This window comes from Patiriisocius sp. Uisw_047 (assembly GCF_047730165.1).
In the GTDB taxonomy this organism is placed as follows: Bacteria; Bacteroidota; Bacteroidia; order Flavobacteriales; family Flavobacteriaceae; genus Patiriisocius.
The window spans coordinates 669,307-686,407 of sequence record NZ_CP159834.1 but is presented as its reverse complement, the minus strand read 5'-3'; the positions used below and the strand labels follow the sequence as shown (position 1 = coordinate 686,407).

The window sequence follows — 17,101 nt, the reverse complement described above, 5'->3', positions numbered from 1 at the left end:
TATTCTTATTTTTCATTCTCGTGAAGACGGGAATCTCATTTGTTACTTAAATCCCAATGTATCAGTGTATTTTCATTCGCTTCAGAACTATTAATAACGGCGCTACTTAGGAGGCATAAAAATAAGGATTTAATAAGGGAAGAAAGAATCTCAAGGCGCTAAATAAATTAATAGTCCAAGGTCAAAACCCAAGAGCAAACTAGCTCTTAGTTCCCTTTAAATACTGCAAACATTTTGCCGCAGGATTCGTATTTCTATTTTTAAATGAGTGTATCATACTGCTCACAATCAAAACCCCAGCCGCAACATACGCAACGATTTTAATGGTTTCATAACTGCCCGTATTAGCAACAGCAATAGCAATTAATGCCCAAGCACCTACTAAAGCAAATTCACGCATATTACGTTTCCAAGTGACCATCAGGTTTACCGTAGTCGCCACCCCTATCATAATAAGAGTCCATATCTCTGCGGAAATACCAAAACCATCCCACCCTATCTTAGTAAGATACAAGGTCACATTTGCAATACAAGCCACTGTTAACCAGCCGCTATAAATCACAAAAGGCCACCATAGAAAGACAATCACAGGGATAGGCTCGTCTTTTAACTCCATCGAGTTGCGGACTACAATCTGGAGCAAACAGAACAACATAAAGAAAATTACGAAGGTGGAGATTAAAATCTCGTCGCTCACAAATAGGTAACACCAAGCGCTGTTTGCAATGCAACTTAATATAAACCACCATCCAGTGCGTTCTATAAAAGCATCGTCTCTCACTTTTACAAACAAGCTACGTGATTGATATATGACAAAGCCAAATAATAACAAATAAATAAGCCCCCAAATAGAGAAGGCATATCCTGCGGGAGTAAAAAGGGTGTCATATCTCCCGCTCATCATGGCCTGCGTGGTGTCGTTAAAAACACCCGCGGCTGAGGCGTAATTGAAGTAAATGGTAATCGCAAAAAATAGAATATTGAGTACTTGGAGTATTTTTTTCAAGAGATTATGTTTTTAATTCAAAATACTAAGATATAAATATTTAAGATGCCGCAGCTTTTAAGAGAGGAGAATTAATAGGAGCCGTTTTTTGCTAAGATTCCCATTTCTACAGGGAATGTGGTCCCAAAATATGCAATGCAAAACGTTGCTTGCGTATGTTATTGCAATATGTACGAGCCATAAAAACACAGCAGACTATAAGTATAGCCTTTGTTAAATTTTAGTACCTTGAAACGTTAAAATTTCCGAAGTATTATGAGCCATTATCATATCAAATCAATCGCCCAATTTAATCAAGCAACGCAAGAGGCAAAAGACAATCCAGAACAATTCTGGCACGATATTGCGCTAGAAAATTTTATGTGGCGAAATACGTGGGACACGGTTGTAAAGCACGATTTAACGATGCCTAGCGTAACATGGTTTGAAGGAGCGCAGCTTAATATTTCTGAAAATTGTTTAGATCGTAACTTAGCAGAGAGAGGGGATAAAACGGCCATTTTGTTCGAGCCAAATGATCCGGATGCATCTGCAGAAAAAATTACATATAAGGAGCTGCACAAGCGCGTTTGTACCTTTGCAAATGTGCTAAAATCAAAAGGCATTAAAAAGGGAGATCGGGTGTGTTTGTATCTCCCTATGATTCCAGAATTAGCCATAGCCGTATTGGCCTGTGCCAGAATTGGCGCCATCCACTCCGTAGTGTTTGCAGGCTTTTCTGCCACTGCATTGGCTACTAGAATTGATGATTGTGCTTGCAAAATGGTCATCACTAGTGACGGTTCCTATAGAGGCGCAAAAACCATAGATTTAAAAGGGATTGTAGACCAAGCGCTAGAAAAATGCAATGGGATAGAAAGTGTGCTCGTGGTAAAACGCATCGCTTCGGAAATTTTAATGGTGCCAGATCGTGATTTTTGGTTAGCTCCGTTGCTGGCTCAAGCATCAGACATTTGCGAGCCAGAAATAATGGATGCAGAAGATCCATTATTTGTTTTGTACACCTCAGGCTCCACAGGAAAACCAAAAGGTATCGTGCACACAACTGCGGGATATATGGTGTACGCCGGCTATAGTTTTAAAAACGTTTTTCAATATGAAGAAGACGATGTATACTGGTGTACGGCGGATATCGGTTGGATTACGGGACATAGTTATATTGTATACGGGCCATTGCTCAATGGTGCGACCACTGTGATGTTTGAAGGAGTGCCAACCTATCCAGATGTAGGACGTTTCTGGGAAATTGTAGCAAAACATAAAATAACTCAGTTTTACACAGCGCCTACTGCCATCAGAGCTCTAGCAAAAGAGTCTTTGTCTTTAGTAGAAAAGCATGACTTATCCTCACTTAAAATATTAGGCTCTGTTGGGGAGCCCATAAATGAAGAGGCTTGGCACTGGTATGATGATCACATTGGTAAAAATAAGTGTCCAATTGTAGATACGTGGTGGCAAACTGAAAATGGTGGTATCATGATTACCTCCATCCCTGGAATTACAGAAAGTATACCCACATATGCCACACTACCATTACCGGGGATTCAGCCATGTTTAATGGATGAAAATGGCAATGAGATTTTAGAAATAAAAGCAGAAGGTAGGATGTGTGTAAAATTTCCGTGGCCCTCCATGGCGCGCACTATCTATGGAAATCACGAACGATATAAAGAAACCTATTTCGCTAGCTTTAACGGAAAATATTTTACGGGTGACGGCGCGTTGCGAGATGAACTTGGTAATTATAGAATAACGGGTAGGGTAGATGACGTCATCATTGTATCTGGCCATAATCTAGGAACCGCACCCATAGAAGATGCCATTGATCAACATCCATTAGTAGCAGAAAGTGCAGTGGTGGGCTTTCCGCACGACATTAAAGGAACGGCTTTATATGGGTTTGTGACATTAAAAAATGAGCAAGGCAAAGACGAAAACGAGCTCAGGAATGAGGTAAACGATATGATTGCTTCAGAAATAGGGCCGATTGCAAAACTAGAAAAGATACAATTCACCCAGGGCTTACCAAAAACAAGAAGCGGCAAAATAATGCGCAGAATTCTACGAAAAATTGCAGAAGGGGATAGCAGTAATTTGGGCGATATTTCGACATTATTAAATCCAGAAGCGGTTCAAGATATCATTGATAATGCTTTTTAAGCTCTTGATGTATAATTAACACGATACCTTTTAATGGTTTTGAAATTTTTGAAGTAAAATAAAAATAATTTCTTGCTTTGCTCGGAAAATTTTGAGGCTTGTTTTATATTTGCAGTATAAAATATATACTATGTCATTTACAGATTTATTTGAGAGTGGAGAACATAAACGAAACATTGGACATTTTGCGTCTATCGTAAGTATGGCTGCCGCGGATGGAGCATTAAATGCTGATGAAGAAAAAATGCTGCGTCGTTTTGCACGTAAACTAGATATAGATGAACCTGAGTATGATCAAGTATTAAAAACACCAAATAAGTACCCTATAAACCCTCCTAATGATGCAAATCGCCGTCTAGAGCGTATGCACGATCTTTTTGAAATAATTTTTGCAGATCACGAGATAGATGACAATGAGCGCACATTAATCGTGAAATATGCTATTGGTCTTGGCTATACCGAGGTGCTTGCGGCAAAATTGATAAAGCGTTCTATCGAGATTTATCAAGGAGGTCTTGACATGGAAGACTATCGCTACTTACTTAATAAAGAATAACCTTACAATTGTTGCAGGGCTGTTATAAGTTCATATTTTGAATAAGGCTTCTTTAAAAAGGCTGTTGCGCCTAGATTTATTATAGCTTCCTGCTCATTAATCATTGCCTTGCCGCTCACTACTAATACTGGTATGGAGCTTAGTTTAGGGTCGCTTTTTAGTTTTTGCATAAACTCAATACCTGTAGTGGTATTATAATTTTGCCTAATGATGATTGCCGTATATTTTTTGACTTTTAGCATTTGAATCGCGGCTTTTGTATCTGTAGCAATCTGGAGTTTGAAACCTCCTTCATCTCCTGCAAACTGTTTCATTAGTAGCATTTGACTTAGAGTGTCATCTTCGACGGCAAGAATATGTTTGCTAATTATAATGCCAGAGCCCTTGGGGTTGGTTTTGCTTTTTGGTGTATTATTACGAATCTTAAATGGCAAAATTACAGTGAAATCACTTCCTTTTCCAGCCTCACTATGAACAGTAACAGTGCCGCCTAACATGGTTGTAAGATCTTTAACAATTTTCAACCCTAGTCCAGTGCCTGACGGTTTTAACCCTTCCCTTTGTAATTGCACATAGGAGTCAAATACAGCTGTTAATTGATTCTCAGGAATACCGCTGCCGGTATCAGAAATTTTAAACTGGATAGACGCCACATCTTTTTCTATCATCTCAATGAGTGAAGTGTGCAATACGATAGATCCTTTTTTTGTATTTTTAAAAGCATTTTCAATTATGTTGTAAAAGATCCGCATAGTTCGTGTAGGGTCTCCTGTTAACTTAGTAGGCACATCGCTTTCTGTACAATAGGTAAGTTCTACATTTGAGCTGTTTTTTTTAATCTGAAAGTGCTTTATGCCACCAGCAATCAAAGTATGTAGATTAAAAGGCACTTTTTTAATATCCAGTGCTCCTTTTTCTATTTTTGAAACATCAAGTAGGTCATCCATAAGCACTTTTATGATTGACCCTGTTCTTTGCAAAACACCAATGATTTCTTTTTGCTGAAATGTGAGCTCTGTTTCACTTAGTAAGTCTGTAAAACCCAATAGTGCATTTAAAGGGCTGCGAATTTCATGATTTAAATGCGCTAAGAAATTATTTTTAAATTTTTCTTTCGCAAAATGCACTTCACGCTCAAAACTGAGCGTATTCCTCGCGATAATAGATTCATTTTTTCCTTGAAGTATTGGACGTATTTTAATATAATGACTCGTAAAATCTGTAAAAACCACATATAATTTTTCTTCTTTTTTGAGGATTGAAATGTCTACTATTTTTGAGACTGTTCCTATTTCTAGATTAACACATGTAAATGATTCACTCACGGTGTCATTCGCAAACAAAGGAAGTAACGTAAAGAAGAAAGGATGTTGCTCCTCTAGTTTTTGATTTTTTTTTAAAGGAAAGAGTACATCGTCAGAAGCTAAGATACGACCAAGGCTATCTACGGCAATGATTTGTACTTTATGGTCGATGTAAGAGGCTTTAATATCTTTAAGACTCATGTGGTTACGAGTGTTTTAATGGTGAGTTGCATAAAACCTTCTTCCACATTTTCGCCGGTTTTTGCACTGGTAAATAAATAACTATTAAAAGGGGGTGTTTCAAAAAATACTTTTGATACCTCATCTTTAAATTTATCACACTTGTTGCCAAAAACTTCAATTGGGATTCCTGGAAAATGTTCCTTGAGATACTCCATTTGATTTTCTAAGTTGGCATAGGTTTCAGGTCGAGACACATCAAATACATAAATAAAACCACTAGAGCCTAAAAGATAAGAGGCTCTAGCAGACGCGATCTCGCTGTGTCCTTCAATATCCCATACAACTAATGTAACCGTATTGTCGTTTATAATTACATCCTTCTTCTTTACGTGTAGACCAACGGTTACAAGATAATCCTCACTAAATGAGGCGTCTACGTACTGACGGATAAGACTTGTTTTACCTACGCCAAAATGACCAAGGATTACTATTTTACGCGGTTGTGTCATAGAAAGGAGTGGTTGTTAATCGTAAATTGAAAGATACGATAATTCTCTATTTGGCTACAATAAAGTAATAACGTTTGTCTTAAAATGTTTTACAGAAGAAAAGAGTGTTAATTCCCGCTTAGTCCTTTGCTTTTGGCAACGGTTTTTTTTTAATTCGCTATACGCAGGGTAAGATTTTAAATCGTAGTTGAAATTTAAATCAAAAAAGAGATATAAAAAACTTCCTTTTCTATTGATTCTTCCACCGCTTAAATAGAGATTTTAAAATTTGATCTACTTCCGCTCTGGATAACTTGTCTATACCAGAAGATAATTTTTTTGACACGTTGTACAGTTTGTTTTCGAGGGTACTCTCAAAAGATTTAGAATAATTGCCAGAGATAACTACAGCGATATAATAGGAATGAAAATTATGTACTTGTATACTATATAGCTCATATTGTATAGATTCGAGACTCTGGTTTCCACCTTGAAAAGCATCTTCTACAAAACTTTTAATAGCTGTAAGCATGCCAGAAATCATGTCTTTGTCTATAGTTTCATTTAGGCTAAAATTGCCTAGCAGTATTCCAGAACCCTTCTGAATAGCAAAAACTTCATTTACTGTAGGTTTGTCCAATTCACTCAAAATAAGATCCCCTTCTTTTGTTGCAGTAAAAGTGGCTCTCGCCTTTCTTTTTAAACTTACTAATGAAAATGTGTTGTTTACTTTTTTATTAATATCCTCTGAGAGCTTGGCAAATTCGCTTGCAATATATCGCTTAATCATCTTGCCCATAATAGGATACAAAGCTTCTACCACTTGATCTTGTGAGTTGGCTATTTGTTCCTTTAAAGTCTGGGTAATTGTTGGGCCAAGCGTGGTTGGGATTTCTTTTATAAACTTCTTAAGTTTTTCCTCAATAATGGGATCTACTTTATCTGATAGGAGCTCACGCTCCTCAATTGTCTTTGAGATCGTGTTTACACGCTGGGTAATAGCATCTGCTATTTGCCTGTCGTCAGTTAACAGGATATCACGTAAGAGTTGTAATTTATCCTCCTGTTCAAGCATTAAATTAATTGGAGATTATTTGCCTATTTTTTCACCTAAGGAGATTAATAATTGTCCTAATTCTCTTCTGTCTACTTTTTGCTCGTTGAGCGTCTCAGTCTTATCATTGAGGGCATCTTCTAGGTCTGTGATTCTAATGTTTACATCTGTGCTCAAGGAATCTATAGACTGCATTAGCTCACCACGCACCTCATCAATATAACCTTCTAGCGCAGCTTTCTTATCGTCTATCTCTTTTTTGAGTGTAGCAAACTCACTGTCATACTGTTGTATGTTTTCCCCAAAAATGAGGTTCTTAATTGCTTCAATTTTTGAAGTAGAGTCTACTTCTGGATGGTCTTTTGGCGAATTCTGGTTTTTACTCATGAAGCTAGCTTAATCTTTATTGGGGTAAATGTAAGTGTTTTTCAAAGTTTTAATAGTTTTTCATTCAAACATTAAACATTAAACATTTTGCATAAACTCTTCTGCTTTTAAAACCATGTTTTTACTTCCGCAGAAAAAGGGAACACGTTGGTGTAATTCTGTAGGTTTAATGTCAAGAATACGCGTGAAGCCGTCACTAGCTAGGCCGCCAGATTGTTCTGCAAGGTAGGCCATAGGGTTGCATTCATACAATAATCTCAATTTTCCGTTAGGGTCTTTACTTGTATTTGGGTACATGTAAATCCCACCTTTTATCATATTTCTATGAAAATCTGAAACTAAAGAACCTATATATCGTGACGTATAAGGACGATCGCCTTCTTCTTTCTGACAGTATTTTATATAGTTTTTTACACCTTGAGGAAAACGCACATAATTACCTTCATTCACAGAATAGATATTCCCATCTTCTGGAAATCGCATATTAGGGTGTGATAAATAGTAAGTACCTATGGCAGGGTTTAATGTAAATCCATTTACACCGTGCCCTGTAGAATATACTATCATTGTTGAGGTGCCATACACAATATATCCTGCGGCCACTTGTCTATTTCCTGGTTGTAAAAAGTCTTCTAGTGTAACAGGCGTCCCTTCTGGAGTTACCCGACGATAGATAGAAAAGATAGTCCCCACAGATACATTAACATCTATGTTTGACGATCCGTCCAGTGGGTCCATTAGCACCACATACTTGTTGTCATTTTTTTTATTTCTTCCGGTGATTGTGATAAAATCATCCTCTTCTTCACTAGCAATCCCACAAACAATCTCTCTGTTTGTCAGGGTTTTAATAAAAATATCATTTGCATATACATCCAGCTTTTGTTGGTCTTCCCCCTGTATGTTTGTGTCACCAGCATCCCCCAATATATCTACTAACCCCGCCTTATTCACTTCGTGATTCACTACTTTTGCTGCGAGCCTTATCGAGTTAATCAATCTTGAAAGCTCTCCAGAGGAGTACTTAAATTCAGTTTGATTTTCTATGATAAACTCACCAAGAGTTTGATTTCTATTTGCCATGGAGTAATGTGTTGTTAGGAATTTGCAGCAAATATCGGGATTTTTAACAAATTGCACCGATATTTGTTTATCAAAACCCCTAGCGATGAGCATTCTTATTAGAAAAGCGGTAAAAGCAGATATGCCAACTGTTTTAAACTTAATTAAAGAGTTAGCAGTATACGAGAAAGAGCCAGATGCTGTTCATATTTCTTCTGAAACGCTAGAGAAAGAAGGACTCGGTGAACATCCATTATTTACATGCTTTGTTGCCGAGGTGGATGGATTGATCGCGGGCATAGCGTTAACTTATTTCGTGTTTTCTACATGGCAAGGACGTACCTTACATCTAGAAGATTTGGTCGTGACCCAAAAAATGCGAGGCACAGGAGTTGGCATGGCTCTTTACAAGCGTGTGATGCAATTTGGAAAAGAAGAAAATGTAGCCCAAGTAAAGTGGATCGTATTAGACTGGAATACTCCAGCGATAGATTTTTACGAAAAAACAGGGGCTGTGATGCATAAAAACTGGCACATCGTTGCGATGGATACTGCAAGATTAAATTCGTTCTTGGACGATAGTAACTAATGTTTAATTAATAAGTCATCCCACTTTGTGGATGGTAAAGATGAAGGTATTTAAATTTGGTGGTGCATCTGTAAAAGATGCCGAAGGAGTAAAAAATTTATCCCAAGTTTTAACAACGACAGGGGAGAAAGATCTAGTGGTAGTAGTATCTGCCATGGGAAAGATGACTAATGCGTTTGAACAAGTGGTGACTAATTACTTCGATACTAAAAGCGAAGTGCCATCTGCACTGAATGAGATAGTATACTTTCATCACACGATATTAAAAGAATTATTTACTTCGGTAAAGCACCCTGTGTTCTTAAAAGTAAATCAACTTATCACTGAGTTATCTCAGTTATTAGATAAAAATAAATCGAAACAACATCCTTTTGTTTATGATCAAGTGGTGCCCTATGGTGAGCTGATTTCGACGTGTATTGTTTCTGCCTACCTTCAAGAAATAGGAATAGAGAATACGTTTCTTGATGCGCGAGACTGTATCATTACAGATACGAAATACAGAGATGCAAATGTACAGTGGGATGAAACACAACAGCGTATTTCCGGAGTTGTAAAAAAGAAAGGGATTACCGTGACACAAGGTTTTATTGCTTCAGAAAACACTCATAATTTTACCACTACTTTGGGACGTGAAGGAAGCGATTATACAGCTGCGATTTTTGGATATTGTCTTAACGCAGACGCTGTGACCATCTGGAAGGACGTGCCTGGCGTGCTAAATGCAGACCCTCGTTATTTTAATAAAACCACTTTGCTACACCATATTTCTTACAAAGAAGCGATTGAGCTTGCTTTTTATGGCGCTTCTGTAATTCACCCAAAAACCTTGCAACCATTACAGCGTAAGGAAATCCCCTTGTACGTAAAGTCTTTTTACAACCCAACCGCTGCTGGTACGTGTGTAGGTAAAGGTGTAACCTTAGACCCCTTAATTTCTTGCTTTATTTTAAAGACAAATCAAGTGTTGATTTCTCTTTCATCCTTAGATTTTAGCTTTATGATGGAGAATCATATTGGCGATGTTTTTAGGTGGTTGCACGAGTATAAAATGAAGGTCGAGTTGATACAGAACTCTGCGATTAGTTTTACTGTTTGTGTAGATAATAAATATGATACGCTCGCGCCATTGCTTTCAAAACTAAGAGCTACTTTTAAAGTAAAATGGAATGAAGGCGTTACGTTATACACCATTAGACACGCATCTCCCAGCGAAATTAAAAAACTTGAAGCCAATAAAATGGTACTAATAAGACAAGAAAATAGAGATACAGTTCAGCTTGTTGTTAAAGCATAAGTTGAGCGGTTTTTTTATCTTTGCAAACAACCAAATTGGTATACATTCATGGGATTAGTCACTTCAAGTGAGATTGCCAAGGCTATAAAAGTAGACAAGCTAGGCATTGTTGGAACTTTTATAGGTTGGTCTTTAATGAACGTACTTCACATCTCTACGATTAATAAGATTTACAATCGCAACAAACATTTAAGCGATCTTGATTTTATAAACGCATTACTTCAAGAGTTTGAAGTAGATTTTGAAATTCCAGAAAAAGATTTAAAGAGAATCCCAAAAACAGGTCCTTTTATTACTATTTCTAACCATCCCTTAGGTGGCATTGACGGAATCTTACTGCTCAAAGTATTATTAGAAGCAAGACCAGATTATAAGATAATGGCAAACTTTTTACTCCATCGCGTTGCGCCCTTAAAGCCTTTTGTGATGCCAGTAAATCCTTTTGAGAATAACAAGGATGTGAAATCTAGTTTCGCTGGTTTTAAAGCTGCACTATCTCATTTAAGTGACGATAGTCCCTTAGGTATCTTTCCGGCAGGTGAAGTTTCTACTCAGAAAGATGATAAGCTAATTATTGATAAACCTTGGGAAGAAGCCGCCATGAAGCTTGTGAAAAAAGCGGGTGTTCCCGTGGTTCCTATTTATTTTCACGCAAAAAACAGTGGACTGTTTTATAGGTTAGCAAAAATGAGTGACACGCTTCGTACCGCCAAACTGCCTTCAGAATTACTGTCACAAAAAGGCCGAGTTGTAAAAATAAGAATCGGAAATTCGATTTCTGTGGTAGACCAAAATGAGCATGACTCCTTGTCAGAATACACGGCTTTTTTAAGGAAGAAAACCTATATGCTGGCAAATCCTTTTCAGAAGAAAAAGCTGATAGAGCATTTGCCAAAATCTATAAAGTTACCTAAGCAGCCTAAAAAAATAGCGGGGCCTGTTTCTAAAGAAGCTATTGAGGCAGAAGTAGCGCTCCTATTAGCAAGTGACAACAGACTTTTAGAAAGCAAGAACTATGAGGTGTATTTGGCATCTGCAGAGTTGATGCCAAATATCTTACGTGAGATTGGAAGACTACGCGAGATTACTTTTAGAGATGTCGGTGAGGGCAGTAATAAATCACTAGATTTAGATGAGTTTGACGCTTACTATCACCATATGTTTTTATGGGATAAAGAATCAAAAGTAATCGCTGGAGCCTATAGAATGGGTCTTGGTTCAAAAATATTTGCGGCACATGGTATTGATGGTTTTTACCTGCAAGACCTCTTCAGATTTGAGCCAGAATTGTACGATATGATGAGCAAGTCTATAGAGATGGGACGCGCCTTTGTCATTAAAGAATACCAACTAAAACCAATGCCTTTATTCTTGCTTTGGAAAGGGATTGTGCACACAACATTACGTTATCCAGAACACAATTTCTTAATAGGAGGCGTGAGCATTAGTAATAAGTTTAGTGAGTTTTCTAAGGGTTTGATGATAGAGTTTATGAAGTCTAATTATTACGATCCTTGGGTGGCGCAATATATCAATCCCAAAAAGGAATATAAGGTTAAATTAAAGGATGCTGATAAGGATTTTATTTTTGACGAAAGTGAGGCAGATCTAAACAAGTTTGATAAGATAATCGATGAGGTTGAACCAGGTGCGCTAAGGTTGCCTGTACTTATTAAAAAGTATATAAAACAAAACGCAAAAGTAGTAGCCTTTAATGTGGATCCACTATTTAATAACGCGATAGACGGCTTGATGTATATCCGCATCGCAGACCTTCCAGAAAGCACTGTAAAACCAGTTATGGAAGAGTTTCAAGCAGAATTAGAAAAGAAGATGGCAGCTGCGTCTCAAAATAAGGAGGCAGAGTCTTAATTCTTACTAACGATACTCTGGGTTCTCAAAATTCCATCGTGTACCATCGTCCCAATCATCTCTAGAATTACCGTAGGCAGGATAGCCTCCTTGATCTTTAAGCATTTTTGCTAAATGCAACAAATTATAGGTCATAAACGTGGTGTTCCTGTTTGTGAAATCGTTGTTTTTAGCGCCACTTTCTTCATCGTTATAACTAGCGCCAGGACCAGCCTCACCTATCCACCCACAATCTGCTTGTGGCGGAATACTATAGCCTATGTGCTGGAGCGCGTATAGTGTTCCCATAGCCACGTGCTTTACACCATCTTCGTTTCCTGTGATGATACAGCCTCCTACTTTTCCGTAGAAATAATACTGTCCTTTTTCATTGCGATTTCCGCTCTCGCCATATAATCGCTCAATTAACTTGGTCGCCACAGAAGATTTTTCACCTAACCAGATAGGCGTCCCAATCACTAAAATATCTGCCTCTTCAATCTTATTAAAAATTGCTGGCCATTCATCAACGTTGGCTCCGTGCTCGGTCATATCATGATACACACCGTAGGCAATATTATGATTAACAAAGCGCAGGTGTTCAACGATCACACCTTCTGCTCGCATAATGTCAATGGAGACATCCATGAGTGCTTTTGTATGACTCATCGCTGGAGTTTTTTTAAGCGTACAGTTTATGTAAAGTGCTTTTAATGATTTGAAATCTGATTTTTCTTGAGCCATTTCCGGAGAATTATTATTCAATGGTTAGTTCGAATAATTTTGCATTGCTTACTGTTTTTACAATATATTACTTTAGATGTGATAGGATAAGCGCAATCAATTCAGGAAATACTTGTACAAAAAATATGTGTTTACTCACGGTAATTGCTCCGTAAACTCCAGCAATAATTACGTAACTTAAAAAGAGACTGGAAATATAAAAGCGCCAGTGTGCGCCCTCAATAAAGAGGGTCCAGATAAGTCCCGCAGCAAGAAACCCATTTTAGAGTCCTTGATTAGCCGCCATTGACTGTGTGGGTCCGAAAAGTTCTTTAGGTAAAAATTTAAATATTTTACGACCTAAATTTTCTCAAGCGAACATTTCGAAACAAAGAAAAAAGAGATGAAGTACAACAACAAAACCTATGGAATATTGATGAGGAGATGCATAATTTATAGCGTGGTTTCTATAAAATTACGACAATAATCTTTAATCTCTTCTCTGGTAGCAGCAAAAGCTGTTCTAGTCTCAAGTTCTGTGCCTTCTAGTTTTGATGGATCACTAAAGTTATGATGGATACGCACTGCATTTTTTGAAGGAATAAATGGACAGTTTTCGTTTGCGTGGTCACAAACAGTGATGATAAAATCAAAATCCACCTCCTTGTATTCATCTACGTGATTTGAGGTGTTTTGCGAGATATCAATGCCATCTGCTTTCATGGTATCAACTGCTCTTGGATTAAGACCGTGTGTTTCGATTCCTGCGCTGTAGATCGTCGCTTTTTGGTTTGCGAAGTGTTCTAAATAACCTTGCGCCATCTGGCTTCTGCAGCTGTTTCCTGTGCATAGTACTAATATGTTTTTCATAATTTTTCTTCTTTCCATTAATATATTATCGTGCCATACGCCATCTCGTTGAGCGACTTTTATGCGCACCCTTATTTGTCTAAATCCGCTTGCTGTGTGCAATCGGATACTTGATTTGTTCTGCGTAAATATGCTAGCTTGTAAGGACCAGAACTCAGCCTGTTCGCTTTCTAAAACTAGATATTGAAGCAATTTTTCCCCTACTCCTTATCCCGAAATTTTCTCGCGACGTAGATGGTGTCTTCTACAACTCCCTTATAAAAAGAACTTAAGGCATACCAGCCAGCAACTTGATTATCTACTAAAGCGACAAACCTACATGGTTTTAGAAATTTAACGTCCCATTGTTCCCAAGTAGACTTACTGGTTTCTAATGAAGAAACACCCGTTTGCGCTCCTTCCGCATAAATAGCTGCTACAGCATCAAAATTATTTTTATGAAAGGGAGTAATGTGCAACGTTAACAACAGCCACTTCCAGGAGCACAACTAGCCGCTGTATTGGGCGCCGTTAGTTCTTCTAATGTAAGACCGCAAGCATCCGCAGCTTTACACTGCGTGGCGTCTATGCCTAGTTGAACAATGATTTTATCATCACCTACTAATACTTGTTCAACGGGTAAATGTGCTGTATGAAAAGCGGTATTACCGTATTCAAACTTTATCAATGCATCCATATCATATGCTGCAATTTCGCCTACTTTATTTAATATTCCCGCTGCTTTAAGACAAGACATTGCCGTCTCTCCATTATAAGAAGCAGGTTCTAATAATTGAATAATAGTCTCGTTCCATGAGTCCATTTTACCGCCGCAATCAACTGCTTTAATAGTGGTGTGTTTCACTTCTGTAATATGATAGTTTTGCGCAACCAACTGTGTGTTATTATACCCAAACAATAATGCCTTATTGCTGTGTTCTTTTAAGATTGAAAATAATTCGTTTGTTTTCATAGCTGTTTTATTTAATATTCGGGTGACTCGCTTTGCTGAAGTATTAAAACGTTCCTTAGCAACATTTTGCTTCTGTTGCTTCAAAGAACTCTTGAAAAAGAGATTTTAATTTCCCTAGTTTATCCGCGTTTATACGGTAATACTGGCTTTTACCTTCAAATTTACTCTTAAGCAAGCCCGCCTTTTTTATCACTTGTAAATGTTGCGATGTCGTAGGTTGAGAAAGCTTAATTGTTTCTGAAATATCTTTACATAGACAACCGTCACAATCGCCTATATAGTTTAAAATAGAAATACGAGCCGGATGCGATAGCACCTTTGCAAGATCTGCCAGTTGGTTCACACTCATCGTGTGTAAATGTCTTTTTGAAACGCCCATTTTTCAGTATTTAGAGTACATCAGTATTAGGTAATCATAACAGCACACCTAAAATTGAACAGATAAGACTACTGTATGCTTATTGCTAATATACTTGTATATTGCAATATTACGATGTAATTATTAAATAAAAAAGCTTTCAGTTTTTTTTATGAAAGCTTTTAATTTTTAGAACCAGCCCTTATGGCCAACTTGATAGGTTTGATAGAACTCTTCGTCGCTTTTTGTAAGATAAATTATTCCTTCAATCAAGGCTAATATTGCTCCTACACCACAAAGAAGTGTTAATAGAATCTGAAGTATTCCCTCTTTAGTATACCCTAACATGAATTTATGAACTCCTGTCCATCCTATAACAATCGCAAGAATACCACAAATGAGCTTTTTATTTTCCCCATTGTTGGTGCTTTCATTCCAGCTTTCTTTAAACTCATTCGCCGCTTCTTTTGCATCATTCGCAAATTCATTAGCTGTTTGTTTTGCGTCCTTTGCAAAATCTTTAGCGTCGTCTTTTAGATCATCTCCGAAATTTTTGTTTGTCTCGTCTGCCATTTTGGTTGTTTTAGTTATTAATAAGTGAAAAATACAAATTATCTGTAAATCAAACTGTTAAAATTATTACTCAAAAGCGGCGTCTATGGGTTTCCATAATTCTATCTTGTTCCCATCATTATCCATCACATACCCAAACTTGCCATACTCAAACTCTTGTATGTCTCCTATAATAGTTACTCATTCTTCTCTGAGCAGTTCTAATAAACCCACCAAGTTCTCTACTCTATAGTTAAACATAAATCGCTTGTCTGACGGTTTATAATAGTCGGTATCATTTGACTTTGGGCTCCATTGTGTGGAATATTTAGTACCGTCTTTTCCTTCCGCCAGAAGGTGTATCCCTTGTCATCAGTATCAAAGCCGAGGTGTTTTTTATACCAGTCTTTCGTTGCTTTTGGGTCTGTTGTTTTAAAAAACAAACCTCCTATTCCCGTTACTCTTTTCATACCTGTGCCCCAGCTAGACTAGAGAACCTGTTACTTGCTATTTACTAATTTTCAATTTAATGTCTTTGTATCATCGTGGCCTTGGCGAAGGCGGGAATCCCAGCTATTCAATCTAACTTTTGCACTCAATAGAATGCACCACAAAGGCTAAGAGGCTTACTTAAAACCTCTTAGTATCTTATCTACAATTACTTGCGCTAATTTCTCTTTACTCTCTGCTGTCCATCCAGCAATATGTGGGCTGAGAATGACTTTATCCATAGAAAGTAGTTGTTTAAACTCTTGTGATGTTTCTGAAGAAAATAAGGTCTCAAAATTTTGCCTTTCGTACTCAAGTACATCCAATCCTGCGCCTAGTATTTTTCCAGACTTTAAGGCTGAGACTAGCTCTTTTGTAACGACGCTTTTTCCGCGGGCGGTGTTTAATAGCCAGAATGGTTTTTGAATCGCGGCAATAAATCGGGCATCTACCATTTTATTTGTCAAAGGGGTCCAAGGCGTGTGCAGGCTCACTACATCTACTTTCTTTCTGAAATTTTCTAGCGTCACTTGCTGTGCATTCTCATCACCTACGCCTTCTTGAATGTCATAGCACAGCACGGTGCAATCAAAACCGCGTAATTTTTTTGCAAAGGTTTTACCCATATTACCATAGCCAATAATGCCTATGGTTTTTCCATCTATTTCTATACCTCGATTGTCTTCACGAAGCCAATGTCCCGCTTTTACCTCTCGGTCAGCTTTGTTTAGTTTATTAAATAGGGAAAGCAGCATTCCTAGGGTGTGTTCGCCTACAGCATTTCTGTTTCCCTCTGGTGAAGAAATGAGGGTGATGCCTTTTTCTAAGGCGTAGGCTTCGTCAATGCTCTCTAGTCCTGCGCCCACCCGTGCAATGAATTTTAAGTTGAGTGCCTTGTCCATAAAAGCCTTATCTATGTCAAATCTACTTCTTATTACAATCCCTTGATAGTGATCAATAATTTGCTCAATAGCTTCTTTAGGTGATGTATAATCTTCGGTATTTTCAAATCCAGCAGACTTAAGCTGTTCAAGAAGTAAAGGGTGGTTTTGATCGAGGTGGAGGATTTTCATGTGAGAAATTGAAAGTGAAAACGTCCCAATATTTTGGGAGAAATCCAACTAAGTTATTTAATTGTTTTACAATACGCATTGTATTGCTAAGATTAAAGCATAAATATAGGGAAACAATTTTTTTGAATAAGGAATATAAAGATTCGA

The 17,101-nt window shown here is 37.6% G+C and carries 18 protein-coding genes and 2 pseudogenes; 5 read left to right on the top strand and 15 right to left on the bottom strand.

Features of this window, described 5'->3' with window-relative positions:
- Positions 1 to 199 precede the first annotated feature (199 nt).
- The gene (locus tag ABXT71_RS03105; protein WP_415372386.1) at positions 200 to 1,006 is read right to left on the bottom strand and encodes a tryptophan-rich sensory protein; all 807 of its coding nucleotides are present in this window, start codon (positions 1,004 to 1,006) and stop codon (positions 200 to 202) included.
- 255 nt (positions 1,007 to 1,261) lie between these two features.
- Here ABXT71_RS03105 and acs point away from each other — a divergent pair, with 255 nt between their 5' ends.
- Together acs and ABXT71_RS03095 are read left to right on the top strand one after the other, a co-directional pair.
- A complete protein-coding gene (gene acs, locus ABXT71_RS03100; protein ID WP_415372385.1) occupies positions 1,262 to 3,166 on the top strand; it encodes an acetate--CoA ligase in 1,905 nt (634 codons plus the stop codon).
- Between the two features lie 130 nt (positions 3,167 to 3,296).
- Positions 3,297 to 3,722 carry a TerB family tellurite resistance protein gene (locus tag ABXT71_RS03095; RefSeq protein WP_415372384.1) on the top strand — a complete coding sequence of 142 codons (426 nt, stop codon included), beginning with the start codon at positions 3,297 to 3,299 and terminating at the stop codon, positions 3,720 to 3,722.
- Between the two features lie 2 nt (positions 3,723 to 3,724).
- On the opposite strand, the gene ABXT71_RS03090 is transcribed toward ABXT71_RS03095, so the two are convergent.
- The 5 genes from ABXT71_RS03090 to fbp form a co-directional block, all read right to left on the bottom strand.
- A complete protein-coding gene (locus ABXT71_RS03090) occupies positions 3,725 to 5,227 on the bottom strand; it encodes a hybrid sensor histidine kinase/response regulator (RefSeq protein ID WP_415372383.1) in 1,503 nt (500 codons plus the stop codon).
- Positions 5,224 to 5,718 carry a Rab family GTPase gene (locus tag ABXT71_RS03085; RefSeq protein WP_415372382.1) on the bottom strand — a complete coding sequence of 165 codons (495 nt, stop codon included), beginning with the start codon at positions 5,716 to 5,718 and terminating at the stop codon, positions 5,224 to 5,226. The genes ABXT71_RS03090 and ABXT71_RS03085 overlap by 4 nt, the downstream gene beginning before the upstream one ends.
- Positions 5,719 to 5,947: 229 nt before the next feature.
- Positions 5,948 to 6,772 (bottom strand): cell envelope biogenesis protein OmpA, encoded by an 825-nt coding sequence (locus tag ABXT71_RS03080; RefSeq protein WP_415372381.1) that lies wholly within the window; start codon positions 6,770 to 6,772, stop codon positions 5,948 to 5,950.
- A gap of 15 nt (positions 6,773 to 6,787) precedes the next feature.
- Positions 6,788 to 7,138: a fructose 1,6-bisphosphatase gene (locus ABXT71_RS03075; RefSeq protein ID WP_415372380.1), complete on the bottom strand. Its 351-nt coding sequence runs from the start codon at positions 7,136 to 7,138 to the stop codon at positions 6,788 to 6,790.
- Positions 7,139 to 7,216: 78 nt separating this feature from the next.
- Complete coding sequence (gene fbp, locus ABXT71_RS03070; RefSeq protein WP_415372379.1) at positions 7,217 to 8,221, bottom strand: class 1 fructose-bisphosphatase; 1,005 nt, start codon at positions 8,219 to 8,221, stop codon at positions 7,217 to 7,219.
- An 85-nt stretch (positions 8,222 to 8,306) separates the two neighbouring features.
- Between fbp and ABXT71_RS03065 the strand changes: the two genes are divergently transcribed.
- Genes ABXT71_RS03065 through ABXT71_RS03055 form a run of 3 tightly spaced genes read left to right on the top strand, consistent with a single transcriptional unit; the run spans position 8,307 to position 11,958 of the window.
- Positions 8,307 to 8,789, top strand: a complete 483-nt coding sequence (locus ABXT71_RS03065; RefSeq protein ID WP_415372378.1) for a GNAT family N-acetyltransferase — start codon at positions 8,307 to 8,309, stop codon at positions 8,787 to 8,789.
- 40 nt (positions 8,790 to 8,829) lie between these two features.
- Positions 8,830 to 10,086 carry an aspartate kinase gene (locus ABXT71_RS03060; RefSeq protein ID WP_415372377.1) on the top strand — a complete coding sequence of 419 codons (1,257 nt, stop codon included), beginning with the start codon at positions 8,830 to 8,832 and terminating at the stop codon, positions 10,084 to 10,086.
- Between the two features lie 48 nt (positions 10,087 to 10,134).
- On the top strand, positions 10,135 to 11,958 hold the full coding sequence (locus tag ABXT71_RS03055; RefSeq protein ID WP_415372376.1) for a GNAT family N-acyltransferase: 1,824 nt from the start codon (positions 10,135 to 10,137) through the stop codon (positions 11,956 to 11,958).
- A 6-nt stretch (positions 11,959 to 11,964) separates the two neighbouring features.
- Here ABXT71_RS03055 and ABXT71_RS03050 read toward each other — a convergent pair whose 3' ends face one another.
- The 9 genes and pseudogenes from ABXT71_RS03050 to ABXT71_RS03010 all read right to left on the bottom strand — a co-directional run bounded on the left by ABXT71_RS03050 (position 11,965) and on the right by ABXT71_RS03010 (position 16,954).
- Positions 11,965 to 12,681, bottom strand: a complete 717-nt coding sequence (locus ABXT71_RS03050) for a flavodoxin family protein (RefSeq protein ID WP_415372375.1) — start codon at positions 12,679 to 12,681, stop codon at positions 11,965 to 11,967.
- Positions 12,682 to 12,748: 67 nt separating this feature from the next.
- Positions 12,749 to 13,117 (bottom strand): annotated as a pseudogene (locus ABXT71_RS03045) (DUF1304 domain-containing protein).
- Complete coding sequence (locus ABXT71_RS03040) at positions 13,114 to 13,530, bottom strand: arsenate reductase ArsC (RefSeq protein ID WP_415372374.1); 417 nt, start codon at positions 13,528 to 13,530, stop codon at positions 13,114 to 13,116. Before ABXT71_RS03040 ends, ABXT71_RS03045 begins: the two are co-directional and overlap by 4 nt.
- A 200-nt stretch (positions 13,531 to 13,730) precedes the next feature.
- Positions 13,731 to 13,988, bottom strand: coding sequence for a GNAT family N-acetyltransferase (locus tag ABXT71_RS03035; protein ID WP_415372373.1), 258 nt, complete (start codon positions 13,986 to 13,988; stop codon positions 13,731 to 13,733).
- Positions 13,989 to 13,990: 2 nt separating this feature from the next.
- The gene (locus ABXT71_RS03030) at positions 13,991 to 14,482 is read right to left on the bottom strand and encodes a DUF6428 family protein (RefSeq protein ID WP_415372372.1); all 492 of its coding nucleotides are present in this window, start codon (positions 14,480 to 14,482) and stop codon (positions 13,991 to 13,993) included.
- Between the two features lie 55 nt (positions 14,483 to 14,537).
- Positions 14,538 to 14,861: an ArsR/SmtB family transcription factor gene (locus ABXT71_RS03025; RefSeq protein ID WP_415372371.1), complete on the bottom strand. Its 324-nt coding sequence runs from the start codon at positions 14,859 to 14,861 to the stop codon at positions 14,538 to 14,540.
- A gap of 168 nt (positions 14,862 to 15,029) precedes the next feature.
- The gene (locus ABXT71_RS03020) at positions 15,030 to 15,413 is read right to left on the bottom strand and encodes an NINE protein (protein WP_415372370.1); all 384 of its coding nucleotides are present in this window, start codon (positions 15,411 to 15,413) and stop codon (positions 15,030 to 15,032) included.
- Positions 15,414 to 15,479: 66 nt separating this feature from the next.
- Positions 15,480 to 15,862, bottom strand: a pseudogene (locus tag ABXT71_RS03015) (VOC family protein).
- Positions 15,863 to 16,018: 156 nt separating this feature from the next.
- A complete protein-coding gene (locus ABXT71_RS03010; protein WP_415372369.1) occupies positions 16,019 to 16,954 on the bottom strand; it encodes a 2-hydroxyacid dehydrogenase in 936 nt (311 codons plus the stop codon).
- Positions 16,955 to 17,101: the final 147 nt, after the last annotated feature.

Bases quoted from the DNA above. Each gene is read 5' to 3' on its own strand.
- acs (WP_415372385.1), top strand. From the start codon at position 1,262: ATGAGCCATTATCATATCAAATCAATCGCCCAATTTAATCAAGCAACG.
- ABXT71_RS03095 (WP_415372384.1), top strand. From the start codon at position 3,297: ATGTCATTTACAGATTTATTTGAGAGTGGAGAACATAAACGAAACATT.
- ABXT71_RS03090 (WP_415372383.1), bottom strand. From the start codon at position 5,227: ATGAGTCTTAAAGATATTAAAGCCTCTTACATCGACCATAAAGTACAA.
- ABXT71_RS03085 (WP_415372382.1), bottom strand. From the start codon at position 5,718: ATGACACAACCGCGTAAAATAGTAATCCTTGGTCATTTTGGCGTAGGT.
- ABXT71_RS03080 (WP_415372381.1), bottom strand. From the start codon at position 6,772: ATGCTTGAACAGGAGGATAAATTACAACTCTTACGTGATATCCTGTTA.
- ABXT71_RS03075 (WP_415372380.1), bottom strand. From the start codon at position 7,138: ATGAGTAAAAACCAGAATTCGCCAAAAGACCATCCAGAAGTAGACTCT.
- fbp (WP_415372379.1), bottom strand. From the start codon at position 8,221: ATGGCAAATAGAAATCAAACTCTTGGTGAGTTTATCATAGAAAATCAA.
- ABXT71_RS03065 (WP_415372378.1), top strand. From the start codon at position 8,307: ATGAGCATTCTTATTAGAAAAGCGGTAAAAGCAGATATGCCAACTGTT.
- ABXT71_RS03060 (WP_415372377.1), top strand. From the start codon at position 8,830: ATGAAGGTATTTAAATTTGGTGGTGCATCTGTAAAAGATGCCGAAGGA.
- ABXT71_RS03055 (WP_415372376.1), top strand. From the start codon at position 10,135: ATGGGATTAGTCACTTCAAGTGAGATTGCCAAGGCTATAAAAGTAGAC.
- ABXT71_RS03050 (WP_415372375.1), bottom strand. From the start codon at position 12,681: ATGGCTCAAGAAAAATCAGATTTCAAATCATTAAAAGCACTTTACATA.
- ABXT71_RS03040 (WP_415372374.1), bottom strand. From the start codon at position 13,530: ATGAAAAACATATTAGTACTATGCACAGGAAACAGCTGCAGAAGCCAG.
- ABXT71_RS03030 (WP_415372372.1), bottom strand. From the start codon at position 14,482: ATGAAAACAAACGAATTATTTTCAATCTTAAAAGAACACAGCAATAAG.
- ABXT71_RS03025 (WP_415372371.1), bottom strand. From the start codon at position 14,861: ATGGGCGTTTCAAAAAGACATTTACACACGATGAGTGTGAACCAACTG.
- ABXT71_RS03020 (WP_415372370.1), bottom strand. From the start codon at position 15,413: ATGGCAGACGAGACAAACAAAAATTTCGGAGATGATCTAAAAGACGAC.
- ABXT71_RS03010 (WP_415372369.1), bottom strand. From the start codon at position 16,954: ATGAAAATCCTCCACCTCGATCAAAACCACCCTTTACTTCTTGAACAG.